Raw genomic sequence first — 13,919 nt, 5'->3', positions numbered from 1 at the left:
GGGCAATCTGATCGTTTTTGATCGGTCTACCGCTTTCAAAATTGGATGAGGTTGAAGTTGGCCGGAAATACAGGGCTACTTCAGACCATCCTTAACGGCACCGAGGCCATCACCCAGCTTTACTCCGTCCGAATCGAACTGGTCAGCGAGTATCCGGACTTCGACCTGGAGAGCCTGCTCAGCCAACCCGCGTTTCTACAATTCGGCCTCAACGGCGAAGGTATTCACGGGCGCATCGAAGATGTAATGGTCACAGAGTCCTGTAAACGCCTGACCCGCTATGAGCTGACGCTGGTGCCAGCGTTGCACTATCTGCAGTTCAGCCAGGATCAGCGAATTTTTCAGCAGCGTACGGTGCCGCAGATCATCGCGCAGGTGCTCGAAAGGCACGGCTTTCAAAGCGATGCATTCACCTTTCACATCAACCCGAATCCGCCGCGTGAGTACTGTACGCAGTACGGCGAAAGCGACTTCATGTTCCTCCAGCGTTTGTGCGCCGAAGATGGAATTGCCTGGCATCACCAGCATTCGGTCGACGGGCATTTACTGGTGTTCACTGACAGCCCAGTGTTCGCCCCCAGTCTGGGTACAACGCACTTTCAGGCCGACAGCGGCATGGTCGCGGAACAATCCGTGGTCAATCAGCTGACCATGGGCTTCAACACGCGCACCAGCACGGTGACCCGTCGTGACTACGATCTTCAACGCCCAAGTCTGCTACTGGAGAGCCGCTTCACCGCCGAATTCAGTCCCGATCTCAAGGACTACCGATACTGATCTATATACGATGGCAATCCCTGGCTGAACCCCAAACCTATGAGGCTTACATCACCATTTGCGAATCGGCTCGGGAAATCATGCGTAAGCCGGAAAAAGCTTTCTGCAGGGCTGATGGCAAATGGATCACGGACTACCGCGATGACATGGGTATTGGCTTGGCTCCCGGCGGTATTGCAAAGGTCTGGCTAAGGGGCGCTTGCCTCAAGTCTGTCGAGATTACTCGGTTCAAAGGGAGTGTAATGAAGGAAGGCCCGTATCAAGGAAAAAACGAGGGGCGGTACGCACTGTCTCTATCACCTGAATCTAAAGCCTACATCGAAAAATTCGGCATTCCCTTCGGGAGCTGGTAAGGAGCATTACCTCATGGAATTGAAACCGCTGTTGTTCGCAGCGCTGATGTGGCTTCCCGTTACCCAGGCGTTTGCAGACACCTCGCCACTGGACGGCCATTACTACCTGACGGGCGCAATGGAAATGGGCGCCGAGTTGCTGTTGCGTAAGGACGGCACCTTTTCTGCTGGTATCGCCTACGGATCGGCTGGCGGTGTCGCCAAGGGAAACTGGTATGTCGAGGAAAACACTCTCATGCTGGAGCAAGAGCCTGCTGCCCAACCAGCAAAGAAGCTTTCCTACAATCTTTCACACGAGAGAACGCTGATCGAACTAAAGGAATATGCCGACAAAGAAAAAAATGAGTTGGCTAAAGAGAGCTACGTTTTAGAGCTACGGTACGATCACCAACCTGCGCCGCCGCCCCTGAAACCCGTGATGGTCAGTCTCGAGTTCGATTCAGGTCCACCGGGTCAATTGCTCTTGAACTCGAATCAACAAACAGACCTCTGGTTTCCTTACGATCACCAGAGAACTCTGAAAAAAATTGGCTTTGGCACAGATCATAATCGTGGAACTTATCAATGGTTCGATGTCGCGGGGGATAGCCGAGCCTTCAATATTGGCTGGAAGAAACGAAAAAACCAGCCCTTAACATTCGAACAACCAATCGGATTTGATCTGGCGACCACCCGCCAATATCTGGCTCCAGATGAGCGAGAACGAGTTGACCATAACTATTGGTTGACGTTTTATCACTTCGATCCGGTCTCACCACCCGCGATCCATCCAGTGGACGTTCATTGGCAATTCGAAGACGGTTCGACATTGAAGGAGGTTTGGACAGACTCGCAGCGAAACACGCTGACACTGCCGTTCTCCCCAAATAAAGCATTGGCGAAAATCGGTTTGCATACACAAAATTCTCCTGATGAAATCGAGTGGTTCACCGTCATGCCGGAAACTCGATGGGCGACGCTGGACTGGCAAGCCTATCCTGACCCTGCCAACGGCGATCTTTCTGTGTTGTTCAAAGATCTGCAATTAGCCATCGAACCCAACTGCTTGGCCGTCAATTTTGGCAACGGCAAGGCCTGCTTCCGGCGTCAATAAGCCGATTTACAGCCACAAAAAATGGGCACCCGACCGCAATCGGTGTGCCCATTTTTTATTGCGGTTCTCCCCGTGTTCAGGGACTTCGCCGCAATTATGGATTAACGCTGTCTTTCAACGATTTGCCTGGCTTGAAGGCAACGGTGTTGCTGGCCTTGATTTTCACCGGCTCGCCGGTTTGCGGGTTTTTACCGGTGCGGGCGCCGCGGTGGCGTTGCAGGAAGGTGCCGAAGCCCACCAGCGTGACGCTGTCCTTGCGGTGCAGAGCGCCAGTGATTTCTTCGAGAACGGCGTTGAGCACGCGGTTGGCCTGTTCTTTGGTCAGATCTGCTTTTTCAGCGATTGCAGCGGCGAGTTCTGGTTTACGCATTAGTGAAGCCCCTTTGACGGTTTTTTGTTGTTATGTCCGTGCTGTTCTCGTTGGAACAGCGCCCAAGGCGCCGCAGGCTCTACTCTGCGGCAGACGGAGTGAGGATGGCACGCGGATACCGGCGGCGCCAGCCTCCACGCGACCTTTGTAGGGGCAAAAGCGGGGTGATTCCGACAGAACGACCGGTATTTACGCCAGCAAGGGCGGAAGTTGTTTGTTCAGTGCGAGTTTTTCCATCACCGCCGCGCCGGTCAGGGCATAACCGAGCAACTGGCCGTCAGCGCTGTGACACAGGGCCTTGATGTCGGCGCCCTGCCCTTCGACCGCCCACACGCCTTCGCTGCCCCGTGGCGGGGGCGAAACCACCAGTGGGCACACCGGGGTTTTCACGGTGATCGGCATGGGACCATAGCTCACTGCCGTCGGGTTTCCCGCCAGGGTTTGTGCCAGCGCTCGCGCACAACTCATCAGGGGCATGACGTACAGCAGATTCAGCCCGTCGACCTCGGCGCAGTCGCCCAAGGCGTAGATATTGGCGTGAGACGTTTGCAAATGGCGGTTGACCACGACGCCGCGATTGACCTGTACACCGGCAGCCGCGGCCAGATCAATGCGTGGACGCAGACCGATGGCCGAGACCACCACATCGCATGCAATGACCTGACCGTCGGACAGGTGCGCCTCCAGACCGTCAGCCACTTTTTGCAGACGGGTCAGCACCGGCCCCAGGTGGAAGCGTGCACCGAGGCTTTCCAGCCCCGCCTGCACGGCTGCCGCAGCGGCCGGGTGCAGCAGCGTCGGCATGACCTGTTCGCACGGGGCGACCAGTTGCACTTCGTAGCCGCCGAGGATCAGGTCATTGGCGAACTCGCAGCCGATCAGGCCGGCCCCGAGTAGTAATACCCGACGCTTACCGGCCGCTGCGGCACGGAAGCGTGCGTAGTCTTCGAGATCGTTGATCGGGAAGACCCGATCCGCACCGTCGCCTTCAATCGGCACGCGCACGGTCTCTGCACCCCAGGCGAGGATCAGGTCGCGGTAGGCCACGGCCTCTTCGCCGATCCACAAGCGCTTGTGGCCGGCGTCGATACCGCTGATGCGCGTATGGGTGCGCACTTCGGCCTTCAACTGCTCGGCCATGGCGCCCGGCTCGGCCATACTCAGGCCGTCGGCGTCCTTGTTCTTGCCAAAACCGGTGGAGAGCATCGGTTTGGAGTAGGAACGACCGTCATCGGCGGTAATCAGCAGCAACGGGGTTTCGCTGTCGAGCTTGCGAAACTCACGGGCCAGGTTGTAGCCCGCAAGCCCGGTGCCAACGATGACGACTGGTGCGCTCATGCCTTACTCCTTGGGTTGTGCTTAGTTGATTTCGATCATTTCGAAGTCCATCTTGCCGACGCCGCAGTCAGGGCACAGCCAGTCTTCCGGTACGTCCTGCCAAAGGGTGCCCGGCGCGATGCCGTCATCCGGCCAGCCGTCGGCTTCGTTATAGACCAGGCCGCAAACCACACATTGCCACTTTTTCATTCAGGTACTTCCTCAGGATTCAGGCGTTTTGCCGGCGCGGACGGTCGATGGGTGCTGCGCTGCCATCCGGCTCAGGGCGTTTTGTACTGAGGGTGCCGGGCAGATGCAAGCCTGTTCGGCGCAACGGCGACCCGGTTCCATCAATCTCGCGGCCTGCCATGGTAAGCTCGCCGCCTCATTTGCGGCCAATAATGACTCATTGTGCAACATTCAAATTCCTCTCCGGCCCCGCTCTGGCTGACTCAGAGCCAACTGACGCCCCTCCCCGATTCGTTGACCCTGAACTGGTTGTTCGACGAAGGTTCGCTGACTCGCCGCCTGACCCGTCTGTCGAACGACGGCTTCAGCGTAACGCCGCTGTTTGAAGGCTGGGACACTTTGCGAACCGACGAATGCACCGCGCTGGATCTGGCCGAAGGCAGTGAAGGCTGGGTGCGTGAGGTGTATCTGCGCGGCCATGGCGAAGCCTGGGTGTTTGCCCGCAGCGTGGCTTCGCGCCGCGCGTTGCAGGGCGATGGTTTGCACATGGACGAACTGGGCAGCCGCTCGCTGGGCGAGTTGCTGTTTTGCGATCATGCCTTCCAGCGCCGCGCCATCGAAGTCTGTGAGTACCCGGAACATTGGCTGCCACAAGCGTCCCGCTCGCCCGACCTGTGGGGCCGTCGCTCGCGTTTCGACCGTGGCGCACTGAGCGTGCTGGTAGCGGAAATTTTCCTGCCGAGCCTGTGGAACGCTGCCCGCGCCCATCCGGAGACCTGCTGATGTATCAGAGCCTGCTCAAGTCCCTGAACCGTTTGAATCCGCGCGCCTGGGATTTCATTCAGTTGACCCGCATGGATAAGCCGATCGGCATTTACTTGCTGCTGTGGCCAACGCTGTGGGCGCTGTGGATTGCCGGCAAGGGCTCGCCATCGCTGGCCAACGTGGTGATTTTTGTCCTCGGCGTGGTGCTGACCCGCGCCGGTGGCTGCGTGATCAACGACTGGGCCGACCGCAAGGTCGACGGCCATGTCAAACGCACGGCGCAACGACCGTTGGCCAGCGGCAAGATCAGCTCGAAAGAGGCGCTGGTGTTCTTCGCGCTGCTGATGGGCGTGAGTTTCCTGCTCGTACTGTGCACCAATGCGCCGACGATCTGGCTGTCGCTGGGTGGTTTGGCGCTGGCGTTCACGTATCCGTTCATGAAGCGCTACACCTATTACCCGCAGGTGGTGCTGGGTGCGGCGTTTTCCTGGGGCATGCCGATGGCGTTCACCGCCGAAACCGGCGAAGTGCCCGCTGCGGCGTGGTTGCTGTGGATCGCCAACCTGCTGTGGACGGTGGGTTACGACACCTATTACGCGATGACCGATCGGGATGACGACCTGAAGATCGGGGTGAAATCCACGGCGATCCTGTTTGGCGAGGCGGACCGGGTGATCATCCTGACGTTGCAGGCGCTGTCGCTGGGCTGCCTGTTGCTGGCCGGGTCGAGATTCGAGCTGGGGGGCTGGTTCCATCTCGGTCTGCTGGCGGCTGCCGGCTGTTATGCGTGGCAATTCTGGTACACCCGCAGCAAGGACCGGTTGTGCTGCTTCCAGGCGTTTTTACACAACCACTGGGCCGGTCTGGCGATTTTTGTCGGGATCGTGCTGGATTACGCGTTGCGTTGAGACAATACGGCCCCGCAGACCGGGGCCGATGTTCAAGCACTCAAGCCCGTTATTTCTGTGACATGTGGACGACATGCCACATGTTATTCATCATGTCGCCTTTCATTTCTCCAGGTTTTTCGTCCTTCATGAACGTGTACAGCGGTTTGCCGTCGTAGGCGTATTGCATCATGCCGTCATCGCGCTTGATGACACTCCATTTGCCCTCAGCCTTGGCGTCCGCTGGCGCCATCATCGGTGGCCAGTTCTTGGCGCAATCGGCGTTGCACATCGACTTGCCGTCGGCGTCCTTGTCGAACGTGTAAACGGTCATGCCTTTGTGATCGACCATCATGCCGTCCTTCATCATGGCCGGCTCTGCCGCCATCGCTAATCCAGGCAGAGTCAGAGCAGCAGCCATCAGCAGGGCTTTAAAGGAAAAATTCATTTGAGTCATGGAAACCTTCTTTTGTGGTTGTCAGGATTCGGACTTAGAGCGTAGTTCAGGATCCGCACAACCGCTGGCGGACTAAAATACTGTCACACGACTGCAATAATTCCGTTATCTAATGCGGCGCAAGACAGTTAAATGACAAGAGGATTAAGGCATGGTTGGCAGGAGCATTCTGATCGTTGACGACGAAGCGCCCAATCGCGAAATGATCGCCGTTGCGTTGGAAATGGCCGGCTATGACTGCCTCGAGGCGGAGAATTCGCAGCAGGCGCACGCCATCATCGTCGACCGCAAGCCGGACCTGATCCTGCTCGACTGGATGCTGCCCGGCACCTCCGGCATCGAACTGGCCCGCCGCCTCAAGCGTGACGAACTGACCGGGGACATCCCGATCATCATGCTCACCGCCAAGGGCGAAGAAGACAACAAGATCCAGGGTCTGGAAGTCGGCGCTGACGACTACATCACCAAACCGTTTTCCCCACGCGAGCTGGTGGCGCGCCTCAAGGCTGTGCTGCGTCGCGCCGGTCCGACGGACGGCGAAGCACCGATCGAAGTCGGTGGGCTGCTGCTCGACCCGATCAGCCACCGCGTGACCATCGATGGCAAGCCGGCCGAGATGGGCCCGACCGAATATCGCCTGCTGCAATTCTTCATGACCCACCAGGAACGCGCCTACACCCGTGGCCAATTGTTGGATCAGGTCTGGGGCGGCAACGTCTATGTTGAAGAGCGCACCGTCGACGTGCACATACGTCGTCTGCGCAAGGCCCTCGGCGACGCCTACGAAAATCTGGTACAAACCGTGCGCGGCACTGGCTACCGGTTTTCCACCAAGGCCTGACCCGACCGCCAGACTCGCTGACAAGGACCGTACTTCCCGTGAATCAAAACTGGCATGGCACCCTGATTCGCCACATGCTGCTGCTGGTCACCGCTTGTCTGGTGATCGGCCTGATCACCGGCTATTACGGCTGGAGCCTTGCCGCGGGCCTAGGTATTTATCTGGCCTGGACGCTCAAGCAATTGCTGCGTCTGCACGAATGGCTACGCCTGCACCAACCCGATGAAGCACCACCCGACGGCTACGGCCTGTGGGGCGAGGTGTTCGACAGCATCTATCACCTGCAACGCCGCGACCAACGGGTGCGCGGGCGCCTGCAAGCGGTGATCGACCGGGTGCAGGAATCCACCGCCGCGCTGAAAGACGCGGTGATCATGCTCGACAGCGATGGCAACCTGGAATGGTGGAACCGCGCCGCCGAAACCCTGCTCGGCCTCAAGACCCCGCAAGACAGCGGCCAACCGGTGACCAACCTGGTCCGCCATCCGCGCTTCAAGGAATACTTCGAGCAGGAAAGCTATGCCGAGCCGCTGGAAATCCCCTCGCCGACCAATGATCGCGTGCGCATTCAGCTGTACCTGACCCGCTACGGCAACAACGAACACTTGATGCTGGTGCGCGACGTCACGCGCATCCATCAGTTGGAGCAGATGCGCAAAGACTTCGTCGCCAACGTTTCCCACGAGTTGCGCACGCCGCTGACGGTGATCTGCGGCTATCTGGAAACCCTGCTCGACAACGTCGAGGAAGTGAACCCGCGCTGGAGCCGTGCCCTGCAGCAGATGCAGCAACAGGGCGGGCGCATGCAGACGTTGCTCAACGACCTGCTGTTGCTGGCCAAACTGGAAGCCACCGATTATCCGTCCGACAACCATCCGGTGCCCGTCGACACGCTGCTGCAATCGATCAAGAGCGACGCGCAGCAACTGTCCGGATCAAAAAACCAGCACATCACGCTGGAAGCCGACACCAGCCTCATGCTCAAGGGCAGCGAGGCAGAACTGCGCAGCGCGTTCTCCAATCTGGTGTTCAACGCGGTGAAATACACGCCGGCCGAGGGCAACATTCGCATTCGCTGGTGGAGTGATGAGCAAGGCGCACACCTGAGCGTGCAGGACTCGGGCATGGGGATCGACAGCAAACACCTGCCGCGCCTGACCGAACGCTTCTACCGCGTCGACTCCAGCCGCAATTCCAACACGGGCGGCACCGGACTGGGGCTGGCGATCGTCAAACATGTGTTGCTGCGCCACCGCGCGCGCATGGAAATCAGCAGCGTGCCCGGTCATGGCAGCACGTTCACCTGCCATTTCGCCCCGGCTCAAGTGGCTCAAGTACGGGCAATTAGCGCCGCTGAGTAATGCCGGACTAGGCAATCGCCAGGTCAGCCGCTACATTGGCTGACTTGCGCCTGCCTTTCAGGCGCGACTTATTCTCTCTTACGAATTACACGGAACCCGCAAAACTCCATCATGGACCCTTCCCCTGGCTTGTCCCTCGCTACAATATTTGCCGATTTCGGCATGATTCTTTTTGCTTTGATCCTGGTGTTGCTCAACGGCTTTTTCGTTGCAGCGGAATTCGCCATGGTCAAACTGCGCTCGACCCGGGTCGAGGCCATCGCTGACAAGAACGGCTGGCGCGGGCACATCCTGCGCACCGTACACAGTCAGCTCGATGCGTATCTCTCGGCGTGCCAGCTAGGTATCACCCTCGCCTCCCTCGGCCTGGGCTGGGTGGGTGAGCCGGCGTTTGCGCACATTCTCGAGCCCTTGCTGGAAAGCGTTGGCGTGCAGTCGCCGGAAGTGATCAAGGGCGTGTCGTTCTTCGCTGCGTTCTTCGTTATTTCGTACCTGCACATCGTCGTTGGCGAACTGGCACCCAAGTCGTGGGCAATCCGCAAACCCGAACTGCTGTCACTGTGGACCGCGGTGCCGCTGTACCTGTTCTACTGGGCGATGTACCCGGCGATCTACCTGCTCAATGCCAGCGCCAACGCAATTCTGCGGATCGCCGGACAGGGCGAACCTGGCCCGCACCACGAACACCACTACAGCCGCGAAGAACTGAAACTGATCCTGCACTCCAGCCGTGGGCAGGATCCGAGCGACCAAGGCATGCGCGTATTGGCGTCTGCGGTGGAAATGGGCGAACTGGAAGTGGTCGACTGGGCCAACTCCCGGGAAGACCTGGTCACGCTGGAATTCAACGCGCCGCTGAAGGAAATCCTGGCGATGTTCCGTCGCCACAAGTTCAGCCGTTATCCGGTGTACGACAGTGAGCGCCAGGAGTTCGTCGGCCTGCTGCACATCAAGGATCTGCTGCTGGAACTGGCGGCGCTGGATCACATTCCCGAGTCGTTCAACCTGGCTGAACTGACCCGTCCGCTGGAGCGCGTGTCGCGGCACATGCCGCTGTCGCAACTGCTGGAGCAGTTCCGCAAGGGCGGCTCGCACTTCGCTGTGGTCGAGGAGGCTGACGGCAACATCATCGGTTACCTGACCATGGAAGACGTGCTGGAAGTGCTGGTCGGCGACATTCAGGACGAACACCGCAAGGCCGAGCGCGGGATTCTCGCGTATCAGCCGGGCAAGTTGCTGGTGCGCGGCGATACGCCGTTGTTCAAGGTCGAGCGCCTGCTGGGCATCGATCTGGACCACATCGAAGCCGAAACCCTCGCCGGCCTGGTCTACGAAACGCTCAAACGCGTGCCGGAAGAGGAAGAGGCGCTGGAAGTCGAAGGTCTGCGGATCATCATCAAGAAGATGAAAGGGCCGAAGATTGTGCTGGCCAAGGTGTTGATGCTGGATTGATGGACTGATCCCGAAGGTGTCAGATCAGACACCTCATCACTGCTTGCCCAACGCAAAGTTGGGCAATGCCCCCAGCGGCTGGTTGAACTGATACGGAATCGACACCAGCCCCGCCCCGCTATTGCGTTGCACCACAAAGTGCAGGTGCGGGCCGCTGCTGTTACCGGTGTTGCCCGACAGCGCCAACGGACTGCCCACCGTCACTCGTTGCCCTTCGCGTACCCTCACCGAGCCTTGCTTGAGATGCAGGTACACGCCCATCGTGCCGTCATCGTGCAGCACACGCACGAAATTGCCGGAAGGATCAGTGCCACGTCCACTCTGTGAGTTCTCGGTTTTCACCACCACGCCAGCCCGCGCGGCGATGATCGGTGTACCCACCGGCATGGCGATGTCCATCGCGTACTTGTTCTTCGGCCCATAGTGGCTGTATTGGCCATTGGCGCCCTGACTCAAGCGAAACGGCCCGCCACGCCACGGCAGCGGATAGCGATAGCCCTGCGCTGTCCCGGCAGGGTCGCCAAGGGAGTAATGGAACTGCGGCGTATACACCAGAGGCCTGGCGCCGGAAACCGCCGTCAGCAACGCCAAGCGCGTATTGCTGCGTGCCGGCAGCACCCGGCGGATCGTTTGAGCGGGCGCGCCACGCACATTGCTCATCCCGGTAAACGCCAGTGCAACCTCGACCGGCGCATACAGATCATTGCGCACGAATACCACGTCGACCCCCTTGTGCTTCTTGATGTCGAGGTACACCTGCCGCTCAAGGCGTTCGACCATGCGATCCTGAAACACGAACACCTGCGAGCCTTTGCTCGGCCGGTCGCTGTAGGAGACCACGCCGTTGGCATCGGTGGATTTGTAAATAGTCATGGCCACAGCCGAGGTGGAGGCCATGAAGAGACCACAGAAAAACAGCAGGCGCGCGAGCATGGGCAAAGGTTCTGTCGAGTAAGGCCTGGAAATGAGCCTAGCAGGTCAAGCAGACCAGGCTAGTCGACAGATGTTTCAAATTGGGCAGTCTGGAAAATCGCTGTCGTGCGTGATGACCCCTTCGCGAGCAAGCTCGCTCCACATTTGAAATACATTCCAATGTGCGGGCTTGCTCGCGAAGTCGGACGGTCAGGCGATGAAGATCAGGCGCCGGGTACGAAGTGCTTCTGCGCCGTGCCGCGGGCGATCAGGCGGGAGATGTAGTCGAGTTTCTGCGCGTCCTGGTCGACGAAGCGAAAGGTCAGTTGCAGCCAGTCGCTGTCGGCTTTCTGCTCAAAGGCAACGATGGCATGCAGGTAGCCATTGAGGCGGGCGATTTCGGCGTTGTCGCCCTGTTCCAGGTCGAGCACGGCGCTGTCGAGGATCTGCGGCAGGGTGTCGGTGCGCTTCACCACCAACAGCGCTTCCTTGATGCTCAGGGCCTTGATCACGCATTGCTGGTTGCCGCTCGGCAGGCGCAACTGGCCCTGACCCCGACCGCCAGCCGGCGCTGCCGAGGCGGCGGGCGCTTTGACCGGCGGGCTGTTGAGCAAACCACGGGATGGCGCGGCGGCTGGCGCGGGTGCAGCAGCGGCGGGTTTGGCAAACGGGTTGACCGCAGCGGCCGTCGGAGCACCACCGACCACGGCAGGTTTGCCGCCGGTCAGTGCGCTCAGGGAGTCGTTGCCGAACGCCGAGTTCATCTTGGTCGGTGCGCTGTTCATCAGGGTATCGAGCTTGCCGACCTTGTTCAGCGCCTGCTTGACCTTGGTCAGCAGTTGCTCGTTGGTGAACGGCTTGCTGACATAGCCGGAAACGCCAGCCTGAATCGCCTGCACCACGTTCTCTTTGTCGCCACGGCTGGTCACCATGACAAACGGCATGGTCTTGAGATTGTCCTGTTGACGGCACCAGGTCAGCAGTTCGAGACCGGACATTTCCGGCATTTCCCAGTCGCACAGAACCAGGTCGAAGGCTTCCTTGGCCAGCATGGCCTGAGCCTTTTTACCGTTGACGGCATCCTCGGTGCGGATCCCGGGGAAGTAATTACGCAGGCACTTTTTCACCAGGTCACGAATGAACGACGCATCGTCCACGACCAACACACTGATTTTGCTCATCCAACACCCCTATAAAAATCCCGGCAAGCATAACGCTGGCTGATGGCACATTGCCAAAACTCTTCAGTCACGCCGGGACTTTTCGTTCGCGGGTGCTGCTTTTTTATCCGAACCCCTAAATAAAAACGCCCGGCCAAAGGGCCGGGCGCTTTTCTCAGGCAATCTTACTTATCGTCAGCAACGCCCGGAACATTAGCGGTTTCGCCGCTTGTGCCCTGAACTTCTTCCTTCATGCGCTTGAGGCCCATGTGGCGAACGTCGGTGCCGCGCACCAGATAGATCACCAGTTCCGAGATGTTGCGCGCGTGGTCACCGATGCGCTCCAGCGAACGCAACACCCAGATGATGCTCAAGACCCGCGAGATAGAGCGTGGGTCTTCCATCATGTAGGTTGCCAGTTCGCGCAGTGCCGTTTTGTATTCGCGGTCGATGACTTTGTCGTACTGCGCCACCGACAACGCCAGATCGGCGTCGAAACGAGCAAACGCATCCAGGGCATCACGCACCATGTTGCGCACCTGGTCACCGATGTGGCGTACCTCGACGTAACCGCGCGGCGCCTCGCCCTCTTCGCACAGCTGGATGGCGCGGCGGGCAATCTTGGTGGCCTCGTCGCCGATGCGCTCCAGGTCGATCACCGACTTGGAGATGCTGATGATCAGACGCAGGTCGGAGGCCGCTGGCTGACGACGGGCCAGAATGCGCAGGCATTCTTCGTCGATGTTGCGCTCCATCTGGTTGATCTGATCGTCGATTTCACGCACCTGCTGGGCCAGGCCGGAGTCGGCTTCGATCAGCGCTGTGACGGCGTCGTTGACCTGTTTCTCGACCAGTCCGCCCATGGCCAGGAGGTGGCTGCGCACTTCCTCCAGTTCAGCGTTGAACTGCGCGGAAATGTGATGAGTGAGGCCTTCCTTAGAAATCATTGTGTTCGCTCCGCAAAAGCTTTTACCAAGAGCTGCAAGCTACACGCTGCAAGCTGATTTGTGTCGTACTCGAACCGCTCTCGCTTGCCGCTTGAAGCTCGCGGCTCGCAGCTGCATCAATCAACCATAACGACCGGTAATGTAGTCTTCGGTCTGCTTCTTCGCCGGGTTGGTGAACAGCGTATCGGTGTCGCCGAATTCCACCAGTTTGCCCATGTACATGAAGGCCGTGTAGTCGGACACCCGCGCCGCCTGCTGCATGTTGTGGGTCACGATGACGATGGTGAATTTGGATTTCAATTCGTAGATCAGCTCTTCGACTTTGAGGGTCGAGATCGGATCCAGAGCCGAGCACGGTTCGTCGAGCAGCAGTACTTCGGGCTCAACCGCGATGGTGCGGGCAATCACCAGACGCTGCTGCTGACCACCGGACAGGCCCAGTGCCGATTCGTGCAGACGGTCTTTGACTTCGTCCCACAGCGCCGCGCCTTTCAACGCCCATTCGACCGCTTCATCGAGGATGCGCTTCTTGTTGATCCCTTGAATGCGCAGGCCGTAAACCACGTTTTCATAGATGGTTTTCGGGAACGGGTTAGGCTTCTGGAACACCATGCCGACGCGACGACGCAGTTCGGCAACGTCTTCGCCCTTGCGATAGATGTTGTTGCCGTACAGGTTGATCGCGCCTTCTACGCGGCAACCGTCAACCAGGTCGTTCATGCGATTGAAGGTACGCAGCAACGTCGACTTGCCGCAGCCGGACGGGCCGATGAAGGCCGTCACGCGCTGTTTCGGGATGTTCATGCTGACGTCGAACAGTGCTTGTTTGTCGCCGTAGTACAGGCTCAGGCCCGGCACTTCGATGGCAACGGTTTCCTGCTCGAGGCTCAGGCTCTGCTTGTCGCGGCCCAGGGCAGACATGTTGATGCCGTGGGTATGTGTTTCGTGCTGCATGGGAGGCTCCCTGTGCTAACAAATTCGGTTCGGTTAGCCGCTGGGTGCGGCTGTACTCAATCTTGGGTGGCAGCGTGCTTGCTC

Annotated in this window: 14 protein-coding genes and 2 pseudogenes; 8 read left to right on the top strand and 8 right to left on the bottom strand. The window is 59.1% G+C overall.

All coding sequences use genetic code 11. From position 1 onward, the window contains the following. Positions 1-93: 93 nt before the first annotated feature. From tssI to ACIOWA_RS13090, 3 genes and pseudogenes are all read left to right on the top strand, one after another. Positions 94-774: pseudogene (tssI, locus tag ACIOWA_RS13100) on the top strand (type VI secretion system tip protein TssI/VgrG); the annotation flags it as partial. Then, positions 765-1,130, top strand: a pseudogene (locus tag ACIOWA_RS13095) (DUF2931 family protein); the annotation flags it as partial. The pseudogenes tssI and ACIOWA_RS13095, both read left to right, overlap by 10 nt. 13 nt (positions 1,131-1,143) lie before the next feature. Beyond that, on the top strand, positions 1,144-2,223 hold the full coding sequence (locus tag ACIOWA_RS13090) for a hypothetical protein (RefSeq protein ID WP_339465174.1): 1,080 nt from the start codon (positions 1,144-1,146) through the stop codon (positions 2,221-2,223). A gap of 94 nt (positions 2,224-2,317) precedes the next feature. On the opposite strand, the gene ACIOWA_RS13085 is transcribed toward ACIOWA_RS13090, so the two are convergent. From ACIOWA_RS13085 to ACIOWA_RS13075, 3 genes are all read right to left on the bottom strand, one after another. Beyond that, positions 2,318-2,593, bottom strand: a complete 276-nt coding sequence (locus tag ACIOWA_RS13085) for an HU family DNA-binding protein (RefSeq protein WP_003213368.1) — start codon at positions 2,591-2,593, stop codon at positions 2,318-2,320. A 189-nt stretch (positions 2,594-2,782) separates the two neighbouring features. Next, a complete protein-coding gene (locus tag ACIOWA_RS13080; protein ID WP_339507799.1) occupies positions 2,783-3,931 on the bottom strand; it encodes an FAD-dependent oxidoreductase in 1,149 nt (382 codons plus the stop codon). A gap of 21 nt (positions 3,932-3,952) precedes the next feature. Continuing rightward, the gene (locus ACIOWA_RS13075) at positions 3,953-4,120 is read right to left on the bottom strand and encodes a rubredoxin (RefSeq protein ID WP_339431519.1); all 168 of its coding nucleotides are present in this window, start codon (positions 4,118-4,120) and stop codon (positions 3,953-3,955) included. 201 nt (positions 4,121-4,321) lie between these two features. On the opposite strand from ACIOWA_RS13075, the gene ACIOWA_RS13070 reads away from it, so the two are divergent. After that, positions 4,322-4,882 carry a chorismate lyase gene (locus ACIOWA_RS13070; RefSeq protein WP_339431518.1) on the top strand — a complete coding sequence of 187 codons (561 nt, stop codon included), beginning with the start codon at positions 4,322-4,324 and terminating at the stop codon, positions 4,880-4,882. Next, on the top strand, positions 4,882-5,772 hold the full coding sequence (gene ubiA / locus ACIOWA_RS13065) for a 4-hydroxybenzoate octaprenyltransferase (RefSeq protein ID WP_401160143.1): 891 nt from the start codon (positions 4,882-4,884) through the stop codon (positions 5,770-5,772). Before ACIOWA_RS13070 ends, ubiA begins: the two co-directional genes overlap by 1 nt. Positions 5,773-5,821: 49 nt before the next feature. On the opposite strand, the gene ACIOWA_RS13060 is transcribed toward ubiA, so the two are convergent. Continuing rightward, positions 5,822-6,208: a hypothetical protein gene (locus ACIOWA_RS13060; RefSeq protein WP_339431516.1), complete on the bottom strand. Its 387-nt coding sequence runs from the start codon at positions 6,206-6,208 to the stop codon at positions 5,822-5,824. A gap of 151 nt (positions 6,209-6,359) precedes the next feature. Between ACIOWA_RS13060 and phoB the strand changes: the two genes are divergently transcribed. The 3 genes from phoB (at position 6,360) to ACIOWA_RS13045 (ending at position 9,862) form a co-directional block, all read left to right on the top strand. Then, positions 6,360-7,049, top strand: a complete 690-nt coding sequence (phoB, locus tag ACIOWA_RS13055) for a phosphate regulon transcriptional regulator PhoB (protein WP_401160141.1) — start codon at positions 6,360-6,362, stop codon at positions 7,047-7,049. A 74-nt stretch (positions 7,050-7,123) separates the two neighbouring features. Next, entirely contained in the window at positions 7,124-8,410 is a 1,287-nt protein-coding gene (phoR, locus tag ACIOWA_RS13050; protein ID WP_260455826.1) for a phosphate regulon sensor histidine kinase PhoR, read from the top strand. Positions 8,411-8,521: 111 nt separating this feature from the next. Continuing rightward, on the top strand, positions 8,522-9,862 hold the full coding sequence (locus ACIOWA_RS13045; RefSeq protein WP_339431515.1) for a hemolysin family protein: 1,341 nt from the start codon (positions 8,522-8,524) through the stop codon (positions 9,860-9,862). A gap of 36 nt (positions 9,863-9,898) precedes the next feature. Here the strand turns inward: ACIOWA_RS13045 and ACIOWA_RS13040 are convergent, their stop codons facing one another. The 4 genes from ACIOWA_RS13040 to pstB all read right to left on the bottom strand — a co-directional run bounded on the left by ACIOWA_RS13040 (position 9,899) and on the right by pstB (position 13,835). Then, positions 9,899-10,795 (bottom strand): peptidoglycan DD-metalloendopeptidase family protein, encoded by an 897-nt coding sequence (locus ACIOWA_RS13040; protein ID WP_401160139.1) that lies wholly within the window; start codon positions 10,793-10,795, stop codon positions 9,899-9,901. 203 nt (positions 10,796-10,998) lie between these two features. Beyond that, positions 10,999-11,955: a response regulator gene (locus ACIOWA_RS13035; RefSeq protein ID WP_339431513.1), complete on the bottom strand. Its 957-nt coding sequence runs from the start codon at positions 11,953-11,955 to the stop codon at positions 10,999-11,001. Positions 11,956-12,119: 164 nt separating this feature from the next. Then, entirely contained in the window at positions 12,120-12,881 is a 762-nt protein-coding gene (gene phoU, locus ACIOWA_RS13030; RefSeq protein WP_221731907.1) for a phosphate signaling complex protein PhoU, read from the bottom strand. A gap of 120 nt (positions 12,882-13,001) precedes the next feature. Further along, complete coding sequence (pstB, locus tag ACIOWA_RS13025) at positions 13,002-13,835, bottom strand: phosphate ABC transporter ATP-binding protein PstB (protein ID WP_221731906.1); 834 nt, start codon at positions 13,833-13,835, stop codon at positions 13,002-13,004. Positions 13,836-13,919: the final 84 nt, after the last annotated feature.

The sequence above is a fragment of the Pseudomonas sp. NPDC087614 genome (genome assembly GCF_044743485.1).
Classification (GTDB): domain Bacteria; phylum Pseudomonadota; class Gammaproteobacteria; order Pseudomonadales; family Pseudomonadaceae; genus Aquipseudomonas; species Aquipseudomonas baetica_A.
Note: the sequence above shows the minus strand (reverse complement) of the source record. Positions and strands in the feature narration are given on the sequence as shown.